22 protein-coding genes are annotated in these 26,364 nt (G+C 55.6%); 12 read left to right on the plus strand and 10 right to left on the minus strand.

The features are described 5' to 3' along the window. The first annotated feature begins 14 nt into the window (after positions 1-14). Complete coding sequence (gene purB / locus DW56_RS18770) at positions 15-1,385, plus strand: adenylosuccinate lyase (protein ID WP_024551767.1); 1,371 nt, start codon at positions 15-17, stop codon at positions 1,383-1,385. 781 nt (positions 1,386-2,166) lie between these two features. Here purB and DW56_RS18775 read toward each other — a convergent pair. Further along, positions 2,167-2,721 carry a tyrosine-type DNA invertase gene (locus DW56_RS18775; protein WP_024551766.1) on the minus strand — a complete coding sequence of 185 codons (555 nt, stop codon included), beginning with the start codon at positions 2,719-2,721 and terminating at the stop codon, positions 2,167-2,169. A 167-nt stretch (positions 2,722-2,888) separates the two neighbouring features. Between DW56_RS18775 and DW56_RS18780 the strand changes: the two genes are divergently transcribed. The 4 genes from DW56_RS18780 (at position 2,889) to DW56_RS18795 (ending at position 6,995) form a co-directional block, all read left to right on the plus strand. Beyond that, entirely contained in the window at positions 2,889-3,497 is a 609-nt protein-coding gene (locus DW56_RS18780; RefSeq protein ID WP_159102092.1) for a helix-turn-helix domain-containing protein, read from the plus strand. Positions 3,498-3,644: 147 nt separating this feature from the next. Beyond that, complete coding sequence (gene phoP / locus DW56_RS18785; protein ID WP_024551764.1) at positions 3,645-4,316, plus strand: two-component system response regulator PhoP; 672 nt, start codon at positions 3,645-3,647, stop codon at positions 4,314-4,316. Positions 4,317-4,318: 2 nt separating this feature from the next. Then, positions 4,319-5,824, plus strand: coding sequence for a two-component system sensor histidine kinase PhoQ (gene phoQ, locus DW56_RS18790; RefSeq protein WP_024551763.1), 1,506 nt, complete (start codon positions 4,319-4,321; stop codon positions 5,822-5,824). Positions 5,825-5,873: 49 nt separating this feature from the next. Continuing rightward, complete coding sequence (locus DW56_RS18795) at positions 5,874-6,995, plus strand: ribosomal protein uL16 3-hydroxylase (protein ID WP_024551762.1); 1,122 nt, start codon at positions 5,874-5,876, stop codon at positions 6,993-6,995. Between the two features lie 105 nt (positions 6,996-7,100). Here DW56_RS18795 and pepT read toward each other — a convergent pair whose 3' ends face one another. Both pepT and DW56_RS18805 read right to left on the minus strand, forming a co-directional pair. Beyond that, the gene (gene pepT, locus DW56_RS18800) at positions 7,101-8,327 is read right to left on the minus strand and encodes a peptidase T (protein ID WP_024551761.1); all 1,227 of its coding nucleotides are present in this window, start codon (positions 8,325-8,327) and stop codon (positions 7,101-7,103) included. A gap of 156 nt (positions 8,328-8,483) precedes the next feature. Then, positions 8,484-9,938 carry a sugar porter family MFS transporter gene (locus DW56_RS18805; RefSeq protein ID WP_029590173.1) on the minus strand — a complete coding sequence of 485 codons (1,455 nt, stop codon included), beginning with the start codon at positions 9,936-9,938 and terminating at the stop codon, positions 8,484-8,486. Between the two features lie 467 nt (positions 9,939-10,405). On the opposite strand from DW56_RS18805, the gene potA reads away from it, so the two are divergent. From potA to potD, 4 genes are read left to right on the plus strand one after another with little or no spacing between them, the layout of a single operon-like run. Then, positions 10,406-11,524 (plus strand): spermidine/putrescine ABC transporter ATP-binding protein PotA, encoded by a 1,119-nt coding sequence (gene potA, locus DW56_RS18810; protein WP_024551759.1) that lies wholly within the window; start codon positions 10,406-10,408, stop codon positions 11,522-11,524. Further along, positions 11,508-12,365 (plus strand): spermidine/putrescine ABC transporter permease PotB, encoded by an 858-nt coding sequence (potB, locus tag DW56_RS18815; RefSeq protein WP_024551758.1) that lies wholly within the window; start codon positions 11,508-11,510, stop codon positions 12,363-12,365. The genes potA and potB overlap by 17 nt, the downstream gene beginning before the upstream one ends. Beyond that, entirely contained in the window at positions 12,362-13,153 is a 792-nt protein-coding gene (gene potC / locus DW56_RS18820) for a spermidine/putrescine ABC transporter permease PotC (protein WP_024551757.1), read from the plus strand. The genes potB and potC overlap by 4 nt, the downstream gene beginning before the upstream one ends. Then, positions 13,150-14,196, plus strand: a complete 1,047-nt coding sequence (gene potD, locus DW56_RS18825) for a spermidine/putrescine ABC transporter substrate-binding protein PotD (RefSeq protein WP_024551756.1) — start codon at positions 13,150-13,152, stop codon at positions 14,194-14,196. Before potC ends, potD begins: the two co-directional genes overlap by 4 nt. A gap of 108 nt (positions 14,197-14,304) precedes the next feature. Here potD and cobB read toward each other — a convergent pair whose 3' ends face one another. The 5 genes from cobB to lolC are packed head-to-tail and all read right to left on the minus strand — an operon-like array spanning position 14,305 to position 19,207. Further along, a complete protein-coding gene (gene cobB, locus DW56_RS18830) occupies positions 14,305-15,126 on the minus strand; it encodes a Sir2 family NAD+-dependent deacetylase (RefSeq protein WP_024551755.1) in 822 nt (273 codons plus the stop codon). Between the two features lie 14 nt (positions 15,127-15,140). Further along, positions 15,141-16,052, minus strand: coding sequence for an N-acetylglucosamine kinase (gene nagK, locus DW56_RS18835; protein WP_024551754.1), 912 nt, complete (start codon positions 16,050-16,052; stop codon positions 15,141-15,143). Between the two features lie 14 nt (positions 16,053-16,066). Then, positions 16,067-17,308 carry a lipoprotein-releasing ABC transporter permease subunit LolE gene (gene lolE, locus DW56_RS18840; RefSeq protein WP_024551753.1) on the minus strand — a complete coding sequence of 414 codons (1,242 nt, stop codon included), beginning with the start codon at positions 17,306-17,308 and terminating at the stop codon, positions 16,067-16,069. A 2-nt stretch (positions 17,309-17,310) separates the two neighbouring features. Continuing rightward, the gene (lolD, locus tag DW56_RS18845) at positions 17,311-18,015 is read right to left on the minus strand and encodes a lipoprotein-releasing ABC transporter ATP-binding protein LolD (protein WP_024551752.1); all 705 of its coding nucleotides are present in this window, start codon (positions 18,013-18,015) and stop codon (positions 17,311-17,313) included. Beyond that, entirely contained in the window at positions 18,008-19,207 is a 1,200-nt protein-coding gene (gene lolC / locus DW56_RS18850; protein WP_024551751.1) for a lipoprotein-releasing ABC transporter permease subunit LolC, read from the minus strand. Before lolC ends, lolD begins: the two co-directional genes overlap by 8 nt. A 140-nt stretch (positions 19,208-19,347) precedes the next feature. Here lolC and mfd point away from each other — a divergent pair, with 140 nt between their 5' ends. Together mfd and ldtC are read left to right on the plus strand one after the other, a co-directional pair. Further along, the gene (gene mfd, locus DW56_RS18855) at positions 19,348-22,794 is read left to right on the plus strand and encodes a transcription-repair coupling factor (protein WP_024551750.1); all 3,447 of its coding nucleotides are present in this window, start codon (positions 19,348-19,350) and stop codon (positions 22,792-22,794) included. A 142-nt stretch (positions 22,795-22,936) separates the two neighbouring features. Then, a complete protein-coding gene (ldtC, locus tag DW56_RS18860) occupies positions 22,937-23,908 on the plus strand; it encodes a L,D-transpeptidase LdtC (RefSeq protein ID WP_024551749.1) in 972 nt (323 codons plus the stop codon). Positions 23,909-23,951: 43 nt separating this feature from the next. Here ldtC and bhsA read toward each other — a convergent pair whose 3' ends face one another. Beyond that, positions 23,952-24,209, minus strand: coding sequence for a multiple stress resistance protein BhsA (gene bhsA / locus DW56_RS18865; RefSeq protein ID WP_024551748.1), 258 nt, complete (start codon positions 24,207-24,209; stop codon positions 23,952-23,954). Between the two features lie 246 nt (positions 24,210-24,455). On the opposite strand from bhsA, the gene DW56_RS18870 reads away from it, so the two are divergent. Then, complete coding sequence (locus DW56_RS18870) at positions 24,456-25,091, plus strand: TetR/AcrR family transcriptional regulator (RefSeq protein ID WP_024551747.1); 636 nt, start codon at positions 24,456-24,458, stop codon at positions 25,089-25,091. Positions 25,092-25,651: 560 nt separating this feature from the next. Here the strand turns inward: DW56_RS18870 and DW56_RS18875 are convergent. Then, positions 25,652-26,191, minus strand: a complete 540-nt coding sequence (locus DW56_RS18875) for a glycine zipper 2TM domain-containing protein (protein WP_024551746.1) — start codon at positions 26,189-26,191, stop codon at positions 25,652-25,654. Positions 26,192-26,364 lie beyond the last annotated feature (173 nt).

The following is a 26,364-nucleotide window of genomic DNA, read 5'->3' on the forward strand; positions in this document are numbered from 1 at the left end:
CGGAGTTGTGAATTATGGAATTATCCTCACTGACCGCCGTTTCCCCCGTTGATGGACGCTACGGCGATAAAGTCAGCGCGCTGCGCGCGATTTTCAGCGAATTTGGTTTGCTGAAATTCCGCGTACAGGTTGAAGTCCGCTGGCTGCAAAAGCTGGCCACGCACGCAGCGATCAAGGAAGTTCCTGCTTTTGCCAGAGAAGCAAACGATTACCTCGACGAAATCGTTGCGCAGTTCAGCGAAGAAGATGCCGCGCGCATCAAAACCATCGAGCGCACCACCAACCACGACGTCAAAGCGGTGGAATATTTTCTCAAAGAGAAAGTGGCCCAGGTGCCAGAACTGCATGCGGTGTCGGAATTTATCCACTTCGCCTGTACTTCTGAAGATATCAACAACCTCTCCCACGCGCTGATGCTGAAAACCGCACGTGAAGAGGTGGTGTTGCCGTACTGGCGTAAAATCATTGATGCGGTGAAAGATCTGGCGCACCAGTATCGCGACATTCCTTTGCTCTCCCGCACCCATGGCCAGCCTGCAACCCCATCCACCCTGGGTAAAGAGATGGCGAACGTGGCCTACCGCATGGAGCGCCAGTTCCGCCAGCTGGAACAAGTGGAGATCCTCGGTAAAATCAACGGCGCGGTTGGCAACTATAACGCCCACATTGCCGCTTACCCGGAAGTGGACTGGCATCAGTTCAGCGAAGAATTTGTCACGTCGCTTGGCATTCAGTGGAACCCGTACACCACGCAGATTGAACCGCATGATTACATTGCCGAGCTGTTTGACTGCATCGCGCGCTTTAACACCATTCTTATCGATTTCGACCGCGACATCTGGGGCTACATCGCCCTGAACCACTTCAAACAGAAAACCATCGCCGGTGAAATTGGCTCGTCCACCATGCCGCACAAAGTCAACCCTATCGACTTTGAAAACTCCGAAGGCAACCTGGGCCTTGCCAACGCCGTGCTGCAACACCTGGCGAGCAAGCTGCCGGTCTCCCGCTGGCAGCGCGACCTGACGGATTCCACCGTACTGCGCAACCTGGGCGTGGGCGTGGGCTACGCGCTTATTGCGTATCAGTCGACCCTGAAAGGCGTAAGCAAGCTGGAAGTTAACCGCGACCGCCTGCTGGACGAGCTTGACCATAACTGGGAAGTGCTGGCCGAGCCGATCCAGACGGTTATGCGCCGCTACGGCATTGAGAAGCCTTATGAGAAGCTGAAAGAGCTGACCCGCGGCAAACGCGTCGATGCCGATGGGATGAAGCAATTCATCGATAGCCTCGCGCTGCCGGAAGAAGAGAAAACCCGCCTGAAAGCAATGACGCCAGCCAACTATATTGGCCGCGCGATTCAGATGGTAGACGACCTTAAATAAGCCGCAAGACGCCACCTTCGGGTGGCGTTTTTTTTTAGCGTAAAGTCAATATTATGCATGCCTTCGACAGCAGGCTTAAATAATCAGAGAAGTCATTTAATTACTATCCGAAAAACAGTGCAGGAAGGGTAAATAACACTATTTCCCGCATTGATATTAACAGGGCATCATAACCAACACGCTGCTGGCAGAATTCCCCCCTTCGGTGGTCACGCCTGACAACAGATCCTCTCTTTTTAACGTTGATGAGCCAGACGGCAGTTCGAATTTGCTGTGCGGCGGTTTATTATCCACCTTAATTTCTGCTTTCCCCGACGGGCTTAAACAGACGTAAGGTTGATCGCCAGTCAAATGAAACTCAACGGCGATTCGCGTTGAACAAAATAGATATCGCCAGGGCCATATCCCGGGAAAGAAATAAGCAAATCGTTATATTCAGAACTGAACACTTTGAACCAAACTGTATCATTCAGACGATTTAATTATTAATGGCTCACGGATGAGCATTAAATCTCAAAAAAAATAAAAATAACAGTAAACAATACCAGTAAAAGAAACGTTTTGTTTCAATTTAAAAATGCTCATCAATAAGCTGTATTTATTCCGTAATTTCCTCTCCTCTCTTCGTCATTTTATATAGCCTGTAAATATTTAATCTTGAATGACATATTGACGTTCAATATGAGACAGGGAATTTTTTGACCGTTTTTCGGCACAGTGTTTCTTGTATTTAACAGTTTGGTTCAAAGTGTTCGGTTTTGTTCTGTTCCTCCCCCTTTTTTTATTTATCCCACACGCCATAAAATCGCTGCGCATTACTCGCAGTGTATATCACCGTATGTTTTATATTCCGGTGGCCTAAGTAATCCTGGATTAGTCGCGTATCCACCCCCAGATCTGCCAGCGCATAGCCGCAGGCGTGGCGCAGCATATGGGGGTGCGGGTGAATACCCAGGTTCGCCATCTCTCCATAGCGTCGCAGCAGGCCATACACCTGCTGGCGCGAAAGCGCCCTGCTTTTTTGCGATAAAAACAGCCAGGGCAACGCGTTTCCCTGGTAAGCGCGGCGGGCTTCCAGCCAGGCCTGCAAAGCGGGAAGCACCTCCTGCGTCAGGGGATGGGTGGTGGACAGGCCATTTTTAAGGCGCCGGATATAGATAATTTTTTGATGTATATCCAAATCGGTCAGCCGAAGCCCACAAAGCTCAGAGACCCTGAGTCCGTGATAAAAGCAGAGCCTGAACAGGCAAGCGTCACGTTCAGGGTGCACGCCAAAGGCGGTGGCGTTGAGGATTTGGTTAATTTCATGCCGGGTCAGATATTTTCGCTGCTTCATTGGTTTCCCTTACTGGTAATAGAAAAGATTCGTACTTCACCATGAAGATTATGTCATATATCAAAAAGTTACCTGACAACTCTGGTTTATTAGTTTCATCAGGGAGTAACCGGCCCGTTAACCTTTTCAGCCGTTCGTATGGCTTTCAGGCGCTAACGCTGCAAGAAGTGACTAAACCTGTCGCCGCGATAACGGCCCTGCTGAATGGCTTGCTTCCCGCCAGCACGCCTTGCGATAGCTGGCCAGCGCAAAACGCAGATCCGCATGAAAAAAAGATCTACCTGATAAGCGCTGGCCGGTTCGATACGTTTCGCATAACCGATCGTCTCTATACCGGAACGGGCTGTGGGCCTGACATCATCGGCCTTTCAGATCTTTTCACGGATATTCCCGGCCGTCACACTATTGAGGTGGATGAAGACGCCACCGTACATTGCCTGCCTGTCAGCCAGGCGAAAAGGCTGATTGAACGGCACGATCTCTGGAAAAGCGCCAGCCTGGTGCTCACTCACGCGCTGATGCATATGGTTTATCGCGATGAGAGCGTGATAGGCAAAAGCGCCTACAGCATCGTCAGAACCCGGCTGAGGGAATATATGCAAAGCCGCGAACGTTATATCAGGCAAAAAATCAGCATCGGGGCGTTTATCCAGCAAACCACCCCCCTTTCCCGCAAGCTGATTTATAAAATCCTCGCTGAACTGGCCGACCATGGCCATATTGTGATTAGCAGAGGACGCCTTGAAAAAATCGTGCGCCTCCCGGAGCACTATTAACGCGGCGCCGGAACACCGCGAAATTATCCCCTTATTATCCGCCATGCCGCACAGGCGGCAGCGCCACGCTGGTTTACATAATGTTTATCACGCTGGCGGCATAATTAGCGTTACACTATTTATGCGATTGATATAAGAGGATTCACGATGCGCGTGCTGGTTGTGGAAGATAACGCCCTGCTGCGTCACCATCTCAAGGTGCAGCTGAGCGAACTGGGACATCAGGTTGATGCCGCGGAAGACGCGAAAGAGGCGGATTATTTTCTGAATGAACACCTGCCGGACATCGCCATCGTGGATTTGGGCCTGCCGGACGAAGATGGGCTGAGCCTTATCAAACGCTGGCGCAGCCACGAGGTGACCCTGCCGGTGCTGGTGCTAACCGCCCGCGAGGGTTGGCAAGACAAAGTAGAAGTACTGGGCGCGGGCGCCGACGATTACGTCACCAAGCCTTTTCATATTGAAGAGGTGGTGGCGCGTATGCAGGCGCTGCTGCGGCGCAACAGCGGGCTTGCCTCGCAGATTATCTCGCTGCCACCTTTTCAGCTGGATCTTTCCCGTCGCGAACTCTCCATCCACGACAACCCCATCAAACTGACCGCCTTCGAATACACCATTATGGAAACGCTTATCCGCAATGTCGGCAAGGTCGTCAGCAAGGAGTCGTTGATGCTGCAACTCTACCCCGACGCCGAGCTGCGCGAGAGCCATACTATCGACGTGCTGATGGGGCGCCTGCGTAAGAAAATCCAGGCAGAGCACGCCGCTGAGGTCATTACCACCGTACGCGGTCAGGGTTACCGCTTCGACCTGCAATAAAAATGAAACGCTTGCTGCGCCACGTCATGCCGCTCTCTTTGCGGGTCCGCTTTTTGCTGGCGACCGCCGCGGTAGTGCTGGTGCTTTCACTCGCCTATGGCGTTGTGGCGCTGGTGGGCTACAGCGTCAGCTTCGACAAAACCACCTTTCGCCTGCTACGGGGGGAAAGCAACCTCTTCTATACCCTTTCAACCTGGCAGGGTAACCGGCTTAGCGTCGAGATCCCTGAAAATCTCGATATTCAAAGCCCGACGATTGCGCTTATCTACGACGAGAAAGGCCACCTGCTCTGGGCGCAGCGCAACCTGCCGTGGCTGATAAAACAGATCCGTCCTGAATGGCTCGCTGCTAACGGCTTTCACGAACTGGAAGCCAATTTCGTTGCCAGTAGCGACCTGCTCGGCTCGAATCGCTCCCTGCAAAAGCAGCTTAACGATTTTCGCCGCGAAGAGAACGACAACGAAATGACCCATTCTGTGGCGGTAAACCAATACCCCGCCACCGACAGAATGCCCGCGCTGACGGTGGTGGTGATAGACACCATTCCTGTGGAGCTTAAAGGCAGTTATACCGTCTGGAACTGGTTTATCTACGTGCTTATCGCCAACCTGCTGTTGGTTATCCCGCTGCTCTGGCTGGCCGCCTGGTGGAGTTTGCGGCCCATCGAAGCGCTTGCGGGCGAAGTGCGCGAACTGGAAGAGCATCATCGCGACAGGCTCAACCCTGAAACCACGCGCGAGCTGACAAGCCTTGTGCGTAACCTCAACCGGCTGCTCAAAAGCGAACGTGAGCGCTACGACAAATATCGCCATACGCTGACTGATCTGACCCACAGCCTGAAAACGCCGCTGGCTGTGCTGCAAAGCACGCTGCGTTCGCTGCGCACCGGCAAGCTGGATGTGGAAAAAGCAGAGCCGGTGATGCTTGAGCAAATAAGCCGCATCTCCCAGCAGATCGGTTATTACCTGCATCGGGCCAGCATGCGCAGCGATAGCCTGTTGCTGAGCCGTGAGCTGCACTCGGTGGCGCCGTTGCTGGATAACCTCACCTCGGCGCTGAACAAGGTTTATCAGCGCAAAGGGGTTAACATCACGCTTGATATCTCGCCGGAAATCACCTTTATCGGTGAGCAGAATGATTTTATGGAAGTGATGGGCAACCTGCTGGATAACGCCTGCAAATATTGCCTGGAGTTTGTCGAAGTCAGCGCCCGCCAGAGCGATGACCAGCTGCGCCTGATTGTGGAAGATGACGGCCCGGGTATTCCGCAAAGTAAACGGGCGCTGGTGTTTGACCGCGGGCAACGCGTGGACACGCTGCGTCCGGGCCAGGGCGTCGGGCTTTCCGTCGCTCGTGACATTGTCGAGCAGTATGACGGCGAAATTCTCACCGCCGACAGCGAGCTTGGCGGCGCGCGCATGGAGGTGATTTTCGCCCGCCAGCAGCCTGCAACTGGCGAAGCTTCCGCCAGTTCGCGAAAAAACAACCTAAACAGCCACGCAGAGTGAGCGACGTCCGTTATAATCCGACTCATATTCTGAGCCTGCGGAACACAACATGGACTATCACGTAGAAATAAACTGGCCCGATTTTATTGAACGCTACTGGCAGAAACGCCCGGTGGTGTTAAAGCGCGGCATTAAAAACTTCATCGACCCGATTTCGCCGGATGAGCTGGCGGGTCTGGCGATGGAAAACGAAGTGGACAGCCGCCTGGTGAGCCATCTTGATGGCAAATGGCAGGTAAGCCACGGGCCGTTTGAAAGCTACGATCATTTGGGTGAGAACAACTGGTCGCTGCTGGTGCAGGCGGTGGATCACTGGCATGAGCCTACTGCCGCGCTGATGCGACCCTTCCGCGCCCTGCCCGACTGGCGCATCGACGATCTGATGATCTCTTTTTCTGTGCCGGGCGGCGGCGTCGGTCCGCATCTTGATCAGTATGATGTGTTTATCATTCAGGGCACTGGCCGCCGCCGTTGGCGCGTGGGTGAAAAAGCGGTGATGAAGCAGCACTGCCCGCATCCGGATCTGCTACAGGTGGATCCTTTCGACGCCATCATTGATGAAGAGATGGAGCCTGGCGACATTCTTTATATTCCGCCAGGCTTCCCGCACGAAGGCTATTCGCTGGAAAACTCGCTGAATTACTCGGTAGGCTTTCGCGCGCCGAGCGGCCGCGAGCTGATCAGCGGTTTTGCCGATTACGTGTTGCAACGTGAACTGGGCGGCCAGCGCTATGGCGACCCGGATGTGCCGCTGCGCGACCAGCCGGCGGATATCGTCCCGGCGGAGCTTGATAAACTGCGCGCCATGATGCTGGACCTCATCAACCAGCCGGCGAACTTCAACGCCTGGTTTGGCGAGTTCATTACCCAGTCTCGCCATGAGCTCGACGTGGCGCCGCCGGAGCCGCCTTACCAGCCGGATGAGATTTACGACGCGCTGAAACAGGGCGATAAACTGTCGCGCCTGGGCGGCCTGCGCGTGCTGCGCATCGGCGAAGAGGTGTTCGTTAACGGCGAGAAGATAGACAGCCCGCACCGCCCGGCGCTCAATGCGCTGGCAAACCACATGGTGCTGGATGAAGCGCTGTTCGCCGACGCGCTGGAAGATCCCTCCTTCCTCGCCACGCTGGCGGCGCTGGTTAACAGCGGCTACTGGTATTTCGCAGACTAATTGCCTGCAAGTATGAGGGGTGGCTGGCGCATTGCCTGGCCACCCTGTCAGCAGAGTTGAACGGCGGGTGTGCGCACTCTGCACCCGCCGCCTCTTTCAAAAAACCTACGCGCGCTGCGCCGTGAGTTCAGCAATACGCACGATAACCGCTACCGCTTTCTCCATTCCCTCCAGCGACGCGAACTCATGCTTGCCGTGGTAGTTATACCCGCCGGTAAAAATATTCGGGCAAGGCAACCCCATAAAAGAGAGCTGGGCGCCGTCGGTGCCGCCGCGAATAGGCTTCATCACGGGTTCGATATCGCAATCGCGCATCGCCTGTTCGGCGATAGTAATGATGTGCGGATGCTCCGCCACTTTTTCGCGCATATTGTAATAACTGTCTTCAATCACCAGTTCGATATAGCAATCCGGGTGTAATCCTTTGCCGATCTTTTTGGCAATTTCCATCATCTTGCGTTTGCGCGCTTCAAACCCGTCACGTTCAAAATCACGAATGATGTAGTGCATCTCTGCCCGGTCAACCGTGCCTTTGATGGTATGAAGATGGTAAAAGCCTTCGTAGCCCTCGGTATTTTCCGGGCTTTCATCGGCGGGCACCTCAGCATGAATGCGGGCCGCGAGCGACAGCGCGTTCACCATCACCCCTTTCGCCGTGCCGGGGTGAACATTGTTGCCGACGATTTTAACGGTGACCGAGGCGGCGTTGAAGTTTTCAAACTCCAGCTCCCCTATGCCGCCGCCATCCATGGTGTAAGCCCAGCGGGCGTCGAACGCCTCGACGTCAAAATGTTTCGCTCCTTTGCCCACCTCTTCGTCTGGCGTAAAGGCCACGCGAATATCACCGTGCGGGATATTCTTCTGCCTGATTGTCGCCAGCGCAGTCATGATTTCCGCCACCCCCGCTTTATCATCCGCGCCAAGCAGCGTTTTGCCGTCGGTCGTGATAAGCGTATGGCCCAGCAGTTGATGAAGCACGGGGAACATCACGGGCGAAAGCACCTCTTCACCTGTACCAAGCGCGATATCGCCGCCGCGATAGTTTTCGACAATCTGCGGGTTAACGTTTTTGGCGGTGAAATCAGGAGACGTATCAACGTGGGAAATAAATCCGATTGGCGGCACCGGCTTCGCCACATTAGAGGGCAGCGTGCCCATTACCGTACCGTGCTCGCTGAGAGTGACATTCACCAGCCCCAGCTCCTCCAGCTGGCTTTTCAGCAGCCGCAGCAGCTTCCATTGCCCCTCGGTGCTCGGCACCTGACGCACGCCAGGTTTCGACTGGGTATCCAGAGAGACATACTGTAGAAACCGCTCGAGTAATTTATCCATCGTGTCACCCTCTTCATTTTTGTGACCACATTATCAGTAACCCAGAAATAACAGTTATTGCGTCAGGTCACTTTTAGCCAGCACGCGGGGAAATAATCCCCCGCTGAATGCTTTTCTGTTTAGCACCACCTGTGGCGGCTACGCCACTTTTTTATTTCACAGGCTTGCCGCGTTATGCGCCTCTTTCGCTTCACCGAAGCGCTGGCGCATGTCAGTCTCAATCTGCTCAAGCGATTTGCCGCGGGTTTCAGGCAAGACCATGGCGACGAAAATCAACGAGCCGACGTTTATCACCGCGAAAATAAAGAATGTTGTGTTGCCGGCAACCGCCAGCAGCGGCGGAAAGGCAAAAGCGACGATGGCATTACAGATCCACTGAAAAGAAACCGCCGTGCCGGTCAGCGCGCCACGTACCTTCATCGGGAAAAGCTCAGACATGAGCAGCCAGTAAACCGGCGAAATACACATTTGCATAAAGAAGAGGAAAACCAGAATGCAGCCGAGCGCCAGCAGGCTTTGCGTCATATCCTGCGGCATAAAGATAAGCACCGACCCGAGCGCAATCTGCGCGCAGATAACAATACTAAGGCCGGTCATCAACATAGGCCGACGACCAAAGCGACTCACGCCTTTAATACCGGCTATCGCCGCCAGCACTGACACCACGCCATTGCCGATGGTCGCGGCAATAGACGCGCTGGTGCCCATGCCGGTCGTTTTCAGGATAATGGGGGTGTAATACATAAAAGCGTTAACGCCGGTGAACTGTAAAACAAACCCCATGCCCGCGCCGGTCAGCACCAGCCGAAGCACCCATTTCTCTTTAAGCAGCGCTTTTGTGGAAGGCCCCTGCCGGGATTCGCGGGCCTGTTGTTTCATGTCCGCAATCTCTTTTTGTACTTCGCGGGGATGTTCGCGCAGCTTTTTAAGCACGCGAAACGCATCGTTGACCCGGCCTTCCGCCACCAGCCAGTGCGGCGAGGCCGGAACAAAAAAAGTGCCAAGAAACAGCAGCACGCCCGGCACCATGGCCAGCGCCAGCATATAGCGCCACATATGCGGATCGTTGAGCAGATAGCTCATTAATGCGCTGACGATATACGCCACCAGCTGGCCTGAGACAATCATCAGCTCATTGCGGCTAACCAGCGGCGCCCGTTTGCGCGGGCCGGCGATTTCGGCGATAAAAACCGGCACGGTGGAAGAGCCGCCGCCCACGGCGACGCCCAGCAGAAAGCGCATGACAATCATGATATTGACCGTCGGCGCGACGGCGGTGCCCAGCGCGCCCAGTACAAAAAGCAGCGCCAGGCTGCGCAGGGTTATGCGTCTGCCGAAACGGTCGGAAAGGTAGCCGCTAAGAAATGCCCCCAGCGCGGCGCCGAAAATTAAAGAAGAGGTGACTAACCCTTCGGTAAAAGGGTTAAGCCCCAGCCCGCCCTGCGGCGCTGGCAAGGTCATAAATGGCAGCGCGCCGGAGATAATGCCTGTGTCGTACCCATAAGCCAGCGACCCCATCGTCGCCACCAGCACCACAAAAAAGAGGCGCTGGCGCACGCTATCCCCGGGCGTTTTTTCACTGTTTTCTTTCGCTTGCGATTCTTGTTCCATGCTGTCCCTTCCTTTGCGCTCAGGTCTGGCTAAGCCATAGCACAGGCGCTTTTATTGTTTAACGTTCCTTATAAATATAGGCAGCGGTTCGCTTAAGATGGCTTAATGTGATGAATATCACGCAAACCGGGCGATTCCCGGATTCCTCTTAAGCGCCGGGAGGGATGGGCTAAAGCAATAACTCGTGCCAGGCTTATAGCGCAGGCGCCGCAGCCCGGCGAATCTTTGCTTTTCATCTGTTATTTCGTTCAGAAAAGCCGCTTCGCTGTGGTGATAACGTTCCTGCCTGTTCAGGCGTCGCCCTTTTGCACCAGGGTGCGGCAACGAACCGACACAAGCATTGGCGATTTCAATGCTTTGCCGTAGAATGCCTGCCCTTAATTAAGTGCCAAACCCCAAGGTGGTTAATCACAAACCCCGCATCCGGTCAGCTTCCCGGTGCGTTCTTTACGGGACAGAGTTAAAAATTGAATACACAACCACGCGCGCTTTCCCCGCTGCTGCAACTGGCGGGCATTGAAAAAAGCTTTGATGGTAAGCACGTCATTTCTGATTTCTCTCTCACCATTAATCATGGTGAATTCCTGACGCTCCTTGGCCCTTCCGGCTGCGGCAAAACAACCGTATTACGGCTTATCGCCGGGCTGGAAAACGTCGACGCAGGCGAGATCGCGCTTGAAGGCCAGCTCATTACCGGGGTGCCAGCCGAGCACCGCCACGTTAATACCGTCTTTCAAAGCTATGCGCTGTTTCCGCACATGACGGTGTTTGAAAACGTCGCATTCGGCCTGCGCATGCAGAAAACGCCAGCCAGCGAAATCGCCCCGCGGGTAACCGAAGCGCTGAAAATGGTGCAACTGGAAACCTTCGCTGAACGCAAACCGCATCAGCTTTCCGGCGGCCAGCAGCAGCGTGTGGCGATAGCCCGCGCGGTGGTGAACAAGCCGCGCCTGCTGCTGCTTGATGAATCCCTCTCTGCGCTCGACTACAAGCTTCGCAAACAGATGCAAAACGAGCTTAAGGCCTTGCAGCGTAAGCTTGGCATTACCTTCGTGTTTGTCACCCACGACCAGGAAGAGGCGCTGACGATGTCTGACCGTATCGTTGTCATGCGCGACGGGCGTATCGAGCAGGATGGCACCCCGCGCGAGATTTACGAAGAGCCGAAAAATCTGTTTGTGGCGAGCTTTATCGGCGAGATCAATATCTTCGACGCCACCGTGATCGAGGCGCTGGCGGATAATCGTGTGCGGGCGAACGTGGAAGGCCGCGAGTGCTTTATCACCGTGCCTTTCGCTGTGGAAAAGAACCAGCGCCTGAAGGTATTGCTGCGCCCGGAAGATTTGCGTGTGGAAGAGATTAACGACGCCCGCGAAGCGGAAGGACTCATCGGCTACGTGCGCGAGCGCAACTATAAAGGCATGACGCTGGAATCAGTGCTGGAGCTGGAAAACGGCAAAATGGTGCAGGTGAGCGAATTTTTTAACGAAGACGACCCCGATTTTGACCACTCGCTGAACCAGAAAATGGCGGTGACCTGGGTGGAAAGCTGGGAGGTGGTGCTGGCCGATGAAGAGCTCGCGTAAATTCCAGAATGTGGTGATCGCCACGATCGTCGGCTGGCTGCTGCTGTTTGTCTTTTTGCCCAACCTGATGATCATCGCAACCAGCTTCCTGACCCGCGACGACGCGAACTTCGTCAAAATGGTCTTTACGCTGGATAATTACGCGCGTCTGCTCGACCCGCTTTACTTCCAGGTGCTGCTGCATTCGCTGAACATGGCGGTGCTGGCGACGCTCGCCTGCCTTGTGCTCGGTTACCCCTTCGCCTGGTTTCTGGCGAAGCTGCCGGAAAAAGTGCGCCCGCTGCTGCTGTTTTTGCTGATTGTTCCCTTCTGGACCAACTCGCTCATCCGCATTTACGGGCTGAAGATTTTCCTCAGCACCAAAGGCTACCTCAATACGTTTCTGCTCTGGCTTGGGGTGATCGATGAACCTGTGCGCATTATGTATACCCCTTACGCAGTGATAATCGGCCTGGTATATATTTTGCTGCCGTTTATGGTGATGCCGCTCTACTCGAGCATCGAAAAGCTTGATAAACCGCTGCTGGAAGCGGCGAAAGATCTTGGCGCCGGCAAACTGCAAACCTTTATCCGCATTATTATTCCGCTGACCATGCCGGGCATTGTGGCGGGCTGCTTGCTGGTGATGCTGCCCGCGATGGGGCTGTTCTATGTCTCGGATCTCATGGGCGGCGCGAAGAATTTGCTTATCGGCAACGTTATCAAAAGCCAGTTCCTGAATATCCGCGACTGGCCGTTTGGCTCGGCCACCAGCATTACGCTGACGGCAGTGATGGGATTAATGCTGCTCTTCTACTGGCGCGCGGCGCGCCTGCTTAACAAAAAGGTGGAACTGGAATGATCGGTCGACTGCTTCGCGGCGGTTTTATGGCCGCCATTTATGCCTACCTTTATATTCCGATCATTATTCTGATCGTGAATTCGTTTAACAGCTCGCGCTTTGGCATTAACTGGCAAGGCTTTACCACTAACTGGTACAGCCTGCTGGTCAACAACGATAGTCTGCTTCAGGCGGCGCAGCATTCCCTTACCATGGCGGTGTTTTCGGCGACGTTCGCCACGCTTATCGGCTCGCTGACCGCTGTGGCGCTTTATCGCTATCGCTTTCGCGGCAAGCCTTTCGTCAGCGGCATGCTGTTTGTGGTGATGATGTCGCCGGATATTGTCATGGCTATCTCCCTGCTGGTGCTGTTTATGCTGCTGGGCATTTCTCTGGGCTTCTGGTCCCTGCTCTTCTCGCACATCACTTTTTGCCTGCCGTTTGTGGTAGTGACAGTCTATTCGCGCCTGAAAGGCTTTGACGTGAAGATGCTGGAGGCGGCGAAAGATCTCGGGGCGAGCGAGGTGACTATCCTGCGTAAAATCATCCTGCCGCTGGCGATGCCCGCCGTAGCCGCAGGCTGGCTGCTGAGCTTTACGCTTTCCATGGACGATGTTGTGGTTTCGTCGTTCGTGACCGGGCCGGGCTATGAAATTTTGCCGCTTAAGATCTACTCCATGGTGAAGGTTGGCGTGTCGCCGGAAGTGAACGCGCTCGCCACCATTTTGCTGGTACTCTCGCTGGTTCTTGTGCTTGCAAGCCAGCTCATCCTTCGTGATAAAACGAAAATTCAGGGGACGTTAAAATGATGAAATGGTCACGCCACCTGCTTGCGGCGGGCGCTTTGGCTCTCGGCATGAGCGCCGCGCACGCTGATGACAGCAAAACGCTTTACTTCTACAACTGGACCGAATATGTGCCGCCGGGTCTGCTTGAACAATTCACCAAAGAGACGGGCATTAAGGTTATCTACTCGACTTATGAGTCGAATGAAACCATGTACGCCAAGCTGAAAACGTACAAAGACGGCGCCTACGATGTAGTGGTCCCCTCCACCTACTTTGTCGATAAAATGCGCAAAGAAGGCATGATCCAGAAGATAGATAAAAGCAAACTCAGCAACTTTCATAACCTCGATCCGGCGATGCTAAACAAGCCGTTCGATCCGGGCAATGACTACTCTATTCCTTACATCTGGGGCGCGACGGCGATTGGCGTAAACAGCGACGCGGTGGATCCGAAGACCGTAACGAGCTGGGCCGATCTCTGGAAGCCGGAGTATAAAGGCAGCCTGCTGCTGACTGACGACGCCCGCGAAGTGTTCCAGATTGCGCTGCGTAAGCTCGGCCTTTCCGGCAACACCACCGACCCGAAAGAGATCGAAGCCGCCTATAAAGAGCTGCAAAAGCTGATGCCGAACGTGGCGGCGTTCAACTCCGATAACCCGGCGAACCCTTATATGGAAGGCGAAGTGAATGTCGGGATGGTATGGAACGGCTCGGCGTTCGTGGCGCGCCAGGCGGGCACGCCGCTGGAAGTGGTCTGGCCGAAAGAAGGCGGTATTTTCTGGATGGACAGCCTGGCCATTCCGGCTAATGCGAAAAACGTCGACGGCGCGCTGAAACTCATTAACTTCCTGCTGCGCCCGGATGTGGCAAAACAGGTGGCGGAAACCATCGGCTACCCGACGCCGAACCTCGAAGCACGCAAGCTGCTGAGCAAAGAAGTGGCTAACGATAAAACGCTTTATCCGGATGAAGCGACTATCAAAAATGGTGAATGGCAGAACGACGTAGGCGACGCCAGCGCAATTTATGAGTCGTATTATCAGAAACTGAAAGCGGGACGTTAAAGCGATTCTGGCGGGTGAGGCTTTGCTTACCCGCCCTGCACTTGCGTGAATGCTGAAGGGTTTTCCAGGGTGGGCAAGCACAAAGCCCCACCCTGTTTAAGCCGGCGCTTAGAGGCCTTTTAGCAGCTTGTCTACGAACTCCGGCACCACCTGGCTTGCCAGCCCGTAATGCTTCTCTTCGAATTCGCTGCCTACCTGGCTCGGCTCAAGATTGAGCTCTACCGTATGCGCGCCCTGTAGCTTCGCCTCATGAACAAAACCGGCCGCCGGGTAAACGTGGCCGGAGGTGCCGATGGCGATAAAGACATCCGCCATCGCCAGCGCTTCATAAATGCGGTCCATACCGAGCGGCATTTCGCCAAACCAGACCACGTGCGGGCGCAGCGGCGCCGGGAACTGGCAGCAATGGCATTTGTCTTGCGCCGTTACGTCGCCGGTCCACTCCAGCACCTGACCGCTCTGCGAACAACGCACCTTCAGCAACTCGCCGTGCATGTGCAGCACGTTTTCATTACCCGCTCTTTCGTGCAGGTTGTCGATGTTCTGCGTTATTAGCAAAAAGCGGTCCCCCAGCTCCTGCTCCAGACGCGCCAGCGCCTGGTGCGCGGCGTTGGGCTGAATTTCCGGTTGCTGAAGCTGGCGGCGGCGCTCGTTGTAAAAACGCTGAACCAGCGCCGGATTACGGGCGAACCCCTCCGGCGTCGCCACATCTTCCACATGATGCTCTTCCCACAAGCCATCCGCCGCGCGGAAAGTTTTAATGCCCGATTCAGCAGAAATCCCCGCGCCCGTCAGTACCACGACTCTTGGTTTTTCCATCACTTCCGGCACCCCTGTATCTCTGAAAAAAATGCGCTGACGCAACCGCTCGCGCAGCCGACGTTTGTTCCTTCGAAACCGGCTTAGCCGGTGTTGACGACGCGATAGCATAACCACTCCGGATGTTAATCGGTCAGATGCAGGAAAGCTGCGCCGCGCATCCCGCCGGCGTCGCCATGTCGGGCAGCCTCGATGCGCGGCGCTTTCGCTACCGGCAATAAATGCGGCGCCAGCCGCTGCGGCAGTTGTTCCACAAGCCAGGAAAAATTCGACAGGCCGCCGCCCAGCACCAGCAGATCCGGGTCTATGGCGGTCAGCACATTGCCAAGGCAAACCGCCAGCAGGTCCACAAATCGCTCAACGTGTTCGCGCGCCTGCGCATCATGCTGCTGCCAGCGATGGATAATTTCGGGCGCGCTTAATGATTGATGGTAGAAGTGATGGTGCAGCCATGCAAAGCCGCCGCCTGACAGCAGCGTCTCCATGCAGCCGGTTTTACCGCAGCCGCAGCGGATGAGCGGCACGTCGCGCCCGATAACCTCCAGCGCATCCACGGGCAGGCGCATGTGGCCGAACTCCCCGGTGATAAAACGGCTTCCGCTTATCGCTTTGCCGTTATAGACGAGGCCGCCGCCCACGCCCGTACCGAGGATAAGCCCCATCACCAGCGGATAGCGGCGGAACTCATCGTCCCAGGCTTCCGATAGCGCAAAGCAGTTGGCGTCGTTTTCCATACGCACCTCCCGCCCGAGCAGTGCAGATAAATCCGCCTGCAACGCCCTGCCGCTGGCGGCGGGTAGATTCGCGGCATAAAGCGTGCCGTCATCAGTAACCGGCATGCCGGGAATACCGATGCCGACGCGTCCGGTAACGCTAAAGCGGCGGTCGGCCTCTTCCACCAGCTCGCGCAGCGCAGCGAGAAACTGCGCGTAGCTGTCATGCGGCGTGGCGACGCGCTTCTCCCATTGCAACTGGCGGTCCTGGTCGTACACGCCGAGGGCGATTTTACTGCCCCCGATGTCGAAGCCGTAATACATAGCCGCTCCTGAAATTATTGTCCGCTTAACACCCGCGCCGGGTCGATACGGCTTGCGCGACGCGCCGGATACCAGCTCGCCAGCAGGCTCAGCAGCAGCGCCGTTATCAACACATAGACGACATCCAGCCAGTGCAGCTCCGATGGCAGGAAATCGATAAAGTAAATATCGCCCGAGAGGAAATGGTGGCCGAGCAAGGTTTCAAGAAAACGAATCAGGGGCGTAAGCTGCCACGAAGCCAGGACGCCGACCACCACGCCGCTTACGGAACCAAGCAGACCTGCGAGCAACCCGTACCAGACAAAAATGGCGCGGATCAGGCCATCTTTCGCGCCGAGCGTGCGCAGCACCGCAATGTCGCTGCTTTTATCTTTCACCGCCATCACCAGTGTGGAAACGATGTTGAAGCAGGCGACGCCAATCACCAGCACCATCGCCAGGTACATAATGGCGCGGATCATCTGGATATCGCGGTACATATAGCCGTAGGTGCCTATCCAGCTTTTGATGTAAACATAAGCGTTAGTCACCTCGCCCGCGTCGCGCACCAGTTTGTTGGCGTTAAACACATCGTTAACCTTGATAGCGATACCCGTGACACTGTCACCCATTTCCAGATACTGCTGGGCGTCCTGCATCGGGATCATGGCGAAGCTGTGATCGAGCTGGCCGCTGAGTTGCAGAATGCCGGTAACGTGCAGGCGCACTCGCTTGGGTTGCAACAGCTTATGCGCCGCATCGGCGTTCGGGATCATGATGGAAATCCAGTCGCCCTGCTTCACCTTCAGGGCATCGGCGACCCCTTTGCCGAGAATAATCTGCTGCTCGCCCGCCTTGAAGCTTCGCCAGGCATTGTTTTGCACAAAATTTGGCAATGCGCTCAGGCGTGTTTCCTGTTGCGGATCGACCCCTTTCACCTGAATGGCGCGCAGGTTTACCCCGCTTTCCACCAGGCCTGTGAAATTAACGTAAGGGGCAGCGGCGGCCACGCCGTTGACCTTCTCAACCCGTTGCAGCACATCGCCCCAGCCGTTCCAGGGCTGGTTTACCGGCTCGATTTCACCGTGCGGCACGACGGCCAGGATGCGGTTGTTAAGCTCACGCTCAAAACCGTTCATCGCGCTAAGCCCCACAATCAGCACCGCCACGCCAAGCGCGATGCCGATAGTGGAAATAATCGAGATGAGCGACACCATGCCGCTACGACGACGCCCGCGGCTAAAACGCAGGCCAATCAACAATGATAAAGGCGACATGCTCAATCCGCCCCCATCAGGGTCAGTTCCGTATTCAGACGCCCGTCGCGCATTTCCAGGCGGCGCGACATACGCTTCGCCAGCTGGAGGTCATGGGTCACCACCAGAAACGCGGTTCCCTGCGTGCGGTTAAGCTCGCCGAGCAGCGCGAAGATAGCGTCCGCGTTGCGGGCGTCCAGGTTGCCGGTGGGTTCATCCGCCAGCACGAGGCGCGGGTTATTCACCAGCGCGCGGGCGATGGCCACTCGCTGGCGTTCGCCGCCGGAAAGCTCGGAAGGACGGTGCCCGGCGCGGTGATCAAGCCCTACCGCTTTAAGCATCTCAAGCGCCCGCGATTCGGTTTCCGCCCCTTTCTTTTTGCCGATAAGCAGCGGCATCGCCACGTTTTCCAGCGCGGTGAAATCCGGCAGCAGATGGTGAAACTGATAGATAAAGCCCAGCTCGCGGTTGCGCAGCTCCGCTTTCGCCGCTGACGACAGCGTGCTCATCGGCTGGTTGTTGAAAATAACGTCGCCGGAGGTAGGCGTGTCCAGCCCGCCCAGCAGGTGCAACAGGGTGCTTTTGCCGGAGCCGGAGCTGCCGACAATCGCCATCGTCTCGCCCGCATTGATGCTGAAGCTGACATTGTGCAACACGTCCGTTTGCACTTTGCCTTCCTGGTAGCGTTTGCACAGGTTGTCGCACTGTAACAGCACAGTCTTACTCATAACGTAAAGCCTCAGCGGGTTGGGTGGCGGCCGCGCGCCAGGAGGGGTAAAGCGTGGATAACAGCGCAATCGCCATTGCCAGCAGCGCAATGCCAATCACCTGTAAAGGTTCAATAACGACAGGCAGCGCCGCGCCGTCAAGAAATGCGCCGATAATCGGCATCAAATTGTTAAGCTGACTGGCCAGCAGCGCGCCAAGCACGGCGCCAAGCAGCGCGCCGATAATGCCAGCGCTGGCGCCTTGCACCATAAACACCGCCATGATCTGGCGGCGCGTCAGCCCCTGGGTTTGTAATATCGCCACCTCGCCTTGTTTCTCCATGACCATCAGGCCCAGCGAAGTAATGATATTGAACGCGGCGACCGCGACGATAAGGCTTAACAGCAGCCCCATCATATTTTTCTCCATGCGCACCGCCTGGAAAAGCTCGCCCTTGCGTTCGCGCCAGTCTTTCCACTCAACGCCCTGCGGCAGCGCCTGCTGGCTAAGCTCGTCGACTTTGAGCGGTTCGTTAAGCCACAAACGCCAGCCGGTGATATTGCCCGCCGGGTAGCGCATGAGTCTGGAGGCGTCCTGAATGTTCATCAGCATCTGGTAGCCGTCCACTTCGCTGTTGGCGGCAAAGGTGCCGATAACAGTGAAAAGGCGCTGGCTCGGCACACGCCCCATTGGCGTGAACTGGCTGGCGGAGGGCACCATGACGCGGATTTGATCGCCACGTTTAACGCCCAGTTGTCCGGCAAGCTGTTCGCCAAGGATAACGTTATATTTGCCCGCAGTAAGATCGCTCTGCTTAACGTTGACCAGATATGGCGTGAGCGGGTCTTTTTGCTGCGGGTCAATGCCAAGCATCACCCCCACCGACACGCTGCGGGCGCTTTGCAGCACCACATCGCCAGTCGTTAGCGGGGCAACGCGGTTAACGCCCTGTAGCTTCAGTTCGTTCGCCGGCAGTTGGTCAGGCTTGATGGAGCCTTTCTGCGAAGTGATAAGGGCCTGCGGCATCAGCCCCAGGATGTTGTTTTGCAGCTCGCGCTCAAAGCCGTTCATCACCGAGAGCACCGTTACCAGCGCCAGCACGCCGAGGGTAATGCCGATGGTGGACAACCAGGAGACAAAGCGACCGAAACGGTCCGCTGCACGCCCGCGCATGTAACGCAGGCCTATAAATAACGCGACAGGTTGATACATGAAATCCGTCTTGTACGGTTGCTAATGCAAAGTGATCAACGATAATAAAGCCCAGATCTGATTTATGGAACCACTAACCCACTCTGTCGCCGGGTTTTTATCCCGGCCTTACGGCACAACCGGAGCGCGTTTCGTCTTCTATGCCTGAACAATATCGTTATACTCTGCCTGCCAAAGCGGGCGACCAGCGTCAACTGGGCGAGCTGACCGGGTCAGCTACCGCCTGCGAAGTGGCGGAAATCGCCGAACGCCACACCGGGCCTGTGGTGCTTATTGCGCCGGATATGCAAAGCGCCCTGCGCCTGCATGATGAAATTCAGCAGTTTACCGATAACCTGGTGATGAACCTTGCGGACTGGGAAACGCTGCCTTACGACAGCTTCTCGCCCCATCAGGACATTATTTCCTCGCGGCTTTCCACGCTCTATCAGCTTCCCGCCATGCAGCGCGGCGTGCTGATAATGCCGGTAAACACGCTGATGCAGCGCGTTTGCCCGCACAGCTTCCTGCACGGCCACGCGCTGGTCATGCGCAAAGGACAGCAGCTTTCGCGCGATACGCTGCGCAGCCAGCTTGACCAGGCGGGCTACCGTAACGTCGACCAGGTCATGGAGCATGGCGAATACGCCACCCGCGGCGCGCTGCTCGATCTCTACCCGATGGGCAGCACCCAACCTTATCGCATCGACTTCTTTGACGATGAAATCGACAGTCTGCGCCTGTTTGATGTGGATACCCAGCGCACGCTGGAAGAGGTGGAAGCGATTAACCTGCTGCCCGCCCATGAATTTCCTACCGATAAAGCGGCCATTGAGCTTTTCCGCAGCCAGTGGCGCGACCGTTTTGAAGTGAAGCGCGACGCCGAGCATATCTATCAGCAGGTTAGCAAAGGCACCTTGCCGGCGGGCATCGAATACTGGCAGCCGCTCTTTTTTAGCGAGCCGCTGCCGCCGCTTTTTAGCTATTTTCCAAAAAACACGCTGGTGGTCAGCACCGGCGAGCTGGAAACCAGCGCCGACAGATTCTGGGCGGACACGGTCGCCCGCTTTGAGAACCGGGGCGTTGACCCGATGCGCCCGCTGCTGGCGCCAGACATGCTGTGGCTGAAAACCGACGAACTGTTTGGCGAACTGAAGCAATGGCCTCGCGTACAGTTAAAGAACGACAAGCTCGCTGACAAAGCGGCGCACGCTAACCTTGGTTACCAGCCGCTGCCGGATATCGCCTTCCAGGCGCAGCAGAAAGCGCCGCTCGACAGCCTGCGCCAGTTCCTGGAAAGCTTTGACGGCCCGGTGGTTTTTTCAGTGGAAAGCGAAGGCCGCCGCGAAGCGCTGGGTGAACTGCTCGCCCGTATTAAAGTGGCGCCAAAGCGTATTTACCGGCTTGATGAAGCCGCTAACACCGGACGTTACCTGATGATCGGCGCGGCGGAGCGCGGGTTTATCGACACGCTGCGCAACCGGGCGCTGATTTGCGAAGGCGATTTGCTGGGCGAGCGTGTTACCCGCCGTCGCCAGGATAACCGCCGCACCATCAACCCGGATACGCTTATCCGCAACCTGGCGGAACTGCATCCGGGTCAACCGGTGGTGCACTTCGAGCATGGCGTAGGCCGCTATGCGGGCATGACCACGCTTGAGGCTGGCGGCATTAAGGGCGAGTATTTGATGCTCACCTATGCGAACGACGCGAAGCTTTATGTTCCGGTCTCTTCTTTGCATCTGATCAGCCGCTACGCTGGCGGCGCCGAAGAGAATGCGCCGTTGCATAAGCTTGGCGGCGACGCCTGGTCGAAAGCGCGGCAAAAAGCGGCGGAAAAAGTGCGCGACGTGGCAGCGGAACTGCTCGATATTTACGCCCAGCGCGCGGCGAAACACGGTTTTGCGTTTAAACACGATCGCGAACAGTATCAGCTTTTTTGCGAAGGTTTCCCGTTTGAAACCACGCCAGACCAGGCGCAGGCGATTAACGCCGTGCTGAGCGATATGTGCCAGCCGCTGGCGATGGACCGTCTGGTCTGCGGCGACGTGGGCTTCGGTAAAACAGAAGTGGCCATGCGCGCGGCCTTCCTCGCCGTCGAAAACAACAAACAGGTGGCGGTGCTGGTGCCTACCACGCTGCTCGCGCAACAGCATTTTGATAATTTCCGCGACCGTTTCGCCAACTGGCCGGTGCGCATCGAACTGCTTTCGCGTTTTCGCAGCGCCAAAGAGCAGGCGCAGGTGCTGGAGCAAGCCGCCGAGGGCAAAGTCGATATTCTTATCGGCACCCATAAGCTGCTGCAAAGCGACGTGAAGCTGAAAGATCTCGGCTTGCTGATTGTCGATGAAGAACACCGCTTCGGCGTGCGGCACAAAGAGCGCATTAAAGCGATGCGCGCGGATGTCGACATCCTGACGCTGACCGCCACGCCGATTCCGCGCACGCTGAATATGGCAATGAGCGGCATGCGCGATCTGTCGATTATCGCCACGCCGCCTGCCCGCCGTCTGGCGGTAAAAACCTTTGTGCGCGAGTACGACAACCTTGTGGTGCGCGAAGCTATCCTGCGTGAAATTCTGCGCGGCGGTCAGGTTTACTATCTTTACAACGACGTGGAAAACATCCAGAAAGCCGCTGAACGCCTGGCGACGCTGGTGCCGGAGGCGCGTATCGCCGTTGGCCACGGGCAGATGCGCGAGCGGGAACTGGAGCGGGTGATGAATGATTTCCACCATCAGCGCTTCAACGTGCTGGTTTGTACCACCATCATTGAAACCGGCATCGATATTCCGACCGCGAACACTATTATCATCGAGCGCGCCGACCACTTCGGCCTGGCGCAGCTGCACCAGTTGCGCGGACGCGTAGGCCGTTCTCACCATCAGGCCTATGCCTGGCTGCTGACGCCGCACCCCAAAGCGATGACCACCGACGCGCAAAAACGACTGGAGGCTATCGCTTCGCTGGAAGACCTGGGCGCGGGCTTTGCGCTGGCTACCCATGACCTTGAGATCCGCGGCGCCGGCGAGTTGCTTGGCGAAGACCAGAGCGGGCAGATGGAGAGCATCGGCTTCTCGCTCTATATGGAACTGCTTGAAAACGCTGTGGATGCGCTTAAAGCGGGCCGCGAACCTTCCCTTGAGGATTTGACCAGCCAGCAAACCGAAGTGGAGCTTCGCATGCCTTCCCTGCTGCCGGATGATTTCATCCCGGATGTTAACACCCGGCTCTCCTTCTATAAGCGCATCGCCAGCGCGAAGAAAGAGAGCGAGCTGGAGGAGCTGAAGGTGGAGCTGATTGACCGCTTCGGCCTGCTGCCGGACCCGGCGCGCAACCTGCTGGGTATCGCCAGGTTGCGTCAGCAAGCGCAGAAGCTCGGCATTCGCAAAATCGAAGCCAATGAAAAAGGCGGCACGATTGAATTTGCAGAAAAAAACCATGTCGATCCGGGCTGGCTGATTGGGCTACTGCAAAAAGAGCCGCAGCACTACCGGCTGGACGGCCCGACCCGGCTGAAATTCACCCAGGATCTGGCCGAGCGTAAAATTCGCATGGAGTGGGTGCAGAAGTTTATGCATCAACTGGCGGAAAACGCCCTCGCCTGATCGACTTACGCGGCGCGCATCTCACCGACGCGCCGCGTATCTTTACAATCATTTTCACTCGTCAGGCTTTCCCGTACGCTTTCCCCGCCATACTTGCGCTTAACACTCTAATAAAGCTGGATTAAACGCACAGGATATTGCGATGAACCTTGTTTCTGCCTCGCTTTACCGCTGGATGACCCTCTTCTCTTTTGCCGCCATGGCTTTTTACGCCAGTTCGGCCAATGCCAACACCTACCCGCTTCCTGATCCGGGCAGTCGCCTGGTCGGCGAGACGCTTTATCATACCGTTGCTGATGACGGTGGTTCGCTTGAGGCAATTGCAAAGCGCTATAACGTGGGTTTTCTGGCGCTTTTACAGGCCAACCCGGGCGTGGACCCCTATGTGCCGCGGGCAGGCAGCGTGTTGACCATTCCCCGGCAGATGCTGCTGCCGGATGCGCCTCGTGAAGGCATCGTGATTAATCTCGCTGAATTGCGGCTTTATTATTATGTCCCTGGCGAAAAGCGCGTTACGGTTTATCCGGTAGGCATAGGGCAACTGGGCGGCGATACGCTAACGCCAACCATGGTCACGCGCATTTCTGAAAAGCGCGCTAACCCAACGTGGACGCCCACTGCGAATATTCGCGCGCGCTACCTTGCCCAGGGCATTGAACTGCCGCCTGTCGTGCCTGCTGGCCCGGAAAATCCGATGGGTCATCATGCGATTCGTCTTGCGGCTCACGGCGGAGTCTATCTCCTGCACGGCACCAATGCGGATTTCGGCATCGGCATGCGTGTAAGCTCAGGCTGCATCCGCCTGCGTGACGACGATATAAAACACCTGTTCAGCACCGTGCCGGTAGGCACGAAAGTCACCATTATTAACGAACCGGTGAAAGCGTCGCTGGAGCCTGACGGTCGCCGCTGGATTGAGGTACATCAGCCGCTCTCTGAACACATTGATGACGATCCGAAAACGCAGCCCATCACGCTTACAGGGCAGTTGCAAAATTTTGCATCGCAGGCGCAAACCGACAGCGAAACGATCGATCAGGCGCTGAGGCTTCGCGCGGGCGTGCCTGTGGAGGTGAGTGCGCCGCCAGGAGCAGCTCAGGCGAATGAGATATAAAAAAAGGCCCTGCATTGCAGGGCCTTTTTATTAGCGTTAAAGCTTATTTATAGATTACTGCGGTGCCGTGCATCACGTTGTCACCGGTTACAGAAGTGATGCGCCAGGATTTTGCACCCATCGCTTCTGCTTTCTGCGACAGCGCCTGCTCAACAGAACTGAGGTTGCTGCCGCCCATAGCGGAAACCGTGCCCGCTTTATGCTGATCGGCTGGCGCAGACTGTACCTGAACAGCAGCGACGCTTGCGAAAGACAAAGAACTTAATACGGCGACGGCAAGCAGGTTTTTAATGGTTTTCATGATTGTTGTCCTGATAGGTAAGCACATAGAGGGTCGTTAGCTGTTTAAGTTAACGATCGATAAGTAAATACTAAGCGTGATCTGCATCACGGTCAACATTATTTTATAATGATCATTAGATAATTTAACTTTTATTTAATTATCAATGACATAATTAAACATAATTTAATCCCACCCTGCTGTAGCGCAGGGGAAGGTTTATTTTTATAATGGGCATTAAGAAGACAAACAGAGGTAAACGGCACCATGACCACTGAAGCAGCAGGTTGTACAAAAAAAAGCCGTGGCCGACCAAAAGTGTTCGACAGGGAAGCGGCGCTGGACAAGGCCATGACACTGTTCTGGCAGCATGGGTACGAAGCGACATCGCTTGCCCATCTGGTGGAAGCGACGGGCGCGAAAGCCCCAACACTCTATGCAGAATTTACTAATAAAGAAGGGTTATTCCGGGCGGTACTCGATCGCTACATCACGCGCTTTGCAGAAAAGCAGGAAGCGTTGTTGTTTGACGACAGCAAAAGTGTGGAGCAGGCGCTGGAATCTTACTGTTCGGAAGTAGCGGCTTGTTTTACCAGTACGGATACGCCGGCAGGCTGTTTTATTATTACCACCTCCGCCGCGCTCGCCGCCTCTTCTGACGAAATAGCCAGCGCGATTAAAGCGCGGCATACGCAACGCGAGCAGATACTTTCGCGATTTTTTGCCCAGCGCCAGGCGCGAGGTGAACTGCCAGCGTCCTGTAATATTGATTCACTGGTGCGCTTTGTTTCCTGCATGCTGCATGGCATGTCCGTCAGCGCCCGTGAAGGTGCGAAATGCAGCGAGTTAAAAGAAGTAATTCATACCCTTTTACGTCTGTGGCCACAGTTGGTTAACGCTTAAACGAAGCGGCGACAGCCGCTTCCCTCCTCGCTTTCCCCCACGCCCCACTCATACGATAGGCTTAGACTATTTAAACAATAGGCGGCGCTTATCAGCCAAAAGTGTGAGATTGACTAAAATTTTAAGCAACATGATGATTGTTTTCAGGCTAATGATTAGCACCGTTCTTATTTTTACCGAACGGCACTACACATCGCCCTTAAGGCGAGAGCAGGAATGAAACATCATTTTATTGCGACAGTTCCCGTATGGATTACAAGAGACGCATTTTGGCTATGCACATTCAGAAGGATAATGGACATGATTTTGCTATTACCATTATTTAAGGTGTTAATAGTAATTACAGTGTTATTTAGCCTTTGGTTGTTATGTGGTGGCTCTATCCTCTTCGCTTTTGTTTCAGTGTTGATCACCGGTTTTTTGTTGATCAAAGAACATAACGCCATTTAACACCACGCATTGCCCGCTTATCCTTGCCGATAAGCGGGCAATATTCCGTTTGCTGCAAAAAAAGAACCCCTCTGCCTGAGTACAAGAGGGGTTAAACGCAGAGATCTGCTTTACGCTTTATTATTCAGTATCAGTTGCCCGTTACTGTCGAGCGGGATACGCGTTCCCGGATCGTTATCCATACGTACCTTGCCCTGCTGATCGCCAATCTTGTAGGTCACATCATAGCCGAGCATTTTTTCTGATTTTTCATAAACGGTTTTGCAGCGCTGCTGAGTGGTGGTGTATGTGTCGCGCTCCTGCATGGCGCCCTGTACCTGGTTTCCGGCATAGCCGCCGCCCAGCGCGCCAACGACTGTCGCCACATCCTTGCCGCGTCCGCCGCCAAACTGATGTCCGATAACGCCACCCGCTACCGCGCCCAGTACAGAGCCGGCGATGCGATTTTCATCCTGCACAGGACGACGATGCGTTACGGTCACGTTGCGACATTCCTGCCGCGGCGTTTTAACCGTTTCTTTAATCGGCGTAGCGGAAACCACCTGGGCGAATTCCGGGCCACGATTGAAGACATTCATGCTGGCGACAGCCGCCACGCCCAGGGCGGCAGCCATGCCAATACCGATACCGGCTAACATTGATTTATTCACAGGAAAATCCTCCTGGCTGTGCTACTGCTAACTATTTTGCAACCGGATGTGAAGCAAGCAACCAGGAATAAGGCTAAAAATTGTTAGTTTATTGGGGCAATTCAATGGATTGGGAGAAGTCTGAGGCGGAAATTGTGATTAAGGTAAAATTTCGTTGCGTCTCCCCTCGCCTT

Source organism: Franconibacter helveticus LMG 23732 (assembly GCF_000463115.2).
GTDB classification, from domain to species: Bacteria; Pseudomonadota; Gammaproteobacteria; order Enterobacterales; family Enterobacteriaceae; genus Franconibacter; species Franconibacter helveticus.

What these genes read in the sequence shown, in the direction of transcription:
- potB (WP_024551758.1), top strand. Translation starts at nt 11,508, where the DNA reads ATGAAGAGCTCGCGTAAATTCCAGAATGTGGTGATCGCCACGATCGTC.
- purB (WP_024551767.1), top strand. Translation starts at nt 15, where the DNA reads ATGGAATTATCCTCACTGACCGCCGTTTCCCCCGTTGATGGACGCTAC.
- DW56_RS18775 (WP_024551766.1), bottom strand. Translation starts at nt 2,721, where the DNA reads ATGAAGCAGCGAAAATATCTGACCCGGCATGAAATTAACCAAATCCTC.
- mfd (WP_024551750.1), top strand. Translation starts at nt 19,348, where the DNA reads ATGCCTGAACAATATCGTTATACTCTGCCTGCCAAAGCGGGCGACCAG.
- potD (WP_024551756.1), top strand. Translation starts at nt 13,150, where the DNA reads ATGATGAAATGGTCACGCCACCTGCTTGCGGCGGGCGCTTTGGCTCTC.
- ldtC (WP_024551749.1), top strand. Translation starts at nt 22,937, where the DNA reads ATGAACCTTGTTTCTGCCTCGCTTTACCGCTGGATGACCCTCTTCTCT.
- bhsA (WP_024551748.1), bottom strand. Translation starts at nt 24,209, where the DNA reads ATGAAAACCATTAAAAACCTGCTTGCCGTCGCCGTATTAAGTTCTTTG.
- lolE (WP_024551753.1), bottom strand. Translation starts at nt 17,308, where the DNA reads ATGTCGCCTTTATCATTGTTGATTGGCCTGCGTTTTAGCCGCGGGCGT.
- DW56_RS18795 (WP_024551762.1), top strand. Translation starts at nt 5,874, where the DNA reads ATGGACTATCACGTAGAAATAAACTGGCCCGATTTTATTGAACGCTAC.
- phoQ (WP_024551763.1), top strand. Translation starts at nt 4,319, where the DNA reads ATGAAACGCTTGCTGCGCCACGTCATGCCGCTCTCTTTGCGGGTCCGC.
- potC (WP_024551757.1), top strand. Translation starts at nt 12,362, where the DNA reads ATGATCGGTCGACTGCTTCGCGGCGGTTTTATGGCCGCCATTTATGCC.
- DW56_RS18805 (WP_029590173.1), bottom strand. Translation starts at nt 9,938, where the DNA reads ATGGAACAAGAATCGCAAGCGAAAGAAAACAGTGAAAAAACGCCCGGG.
- pepT (WP_024551761.1), bottom strand. Translation starts at nt 8,327, where the DNA reads ATGGATAAATTACTCGAGCGGTTTCTACAGTATGTCTCTCTGGATACC.
- DW56_RS18870 (WP_024551747.1), top strand. Translation starts at nt 24,456, where the DNA reads ATGACCACTGAAGCAGCAGGTTGTACAAAAAAAAGCCGTGGCCGACCA.
- cobB (WP_024551755.1), bottom strand. Translation starts at nt 15,126, where the DNA reads ATGCTATCGCGTCGTCAACACCGGCTAAGCCGGTTTCGAAGGAACAAA.
- phoP (WP_024551764.1), top strand. Translation starts at nt 3,645, where the DNA reads ATGCGCGTGCTGGTTGTGGAAGATAACGCCCTGCTGCGTCACCATCTC.
- lolD (WP_024551752.1), bottom strand. Translation starts at nt 18,015, where the DNA reads ATGAGTAAGACTGTGCTGTTACAGTGCGACAACCTGTGCAAACGCTAC.
- nagK (WP_024551754.1), bottom strand. Translation starts at nt 16,052, where the DNA reads ATGTATTACGGCTTCGACATCGGGGGCAGTAAAATCGCCCTCGGCGTG.
- lolC (WP_024551751.1), bottom strand. Translation starts at nt 19,207, where the DNA reads ATGTATCAACCTGTCGCGTTATTTATAGGCCTGCGTTACATGCGCGGG.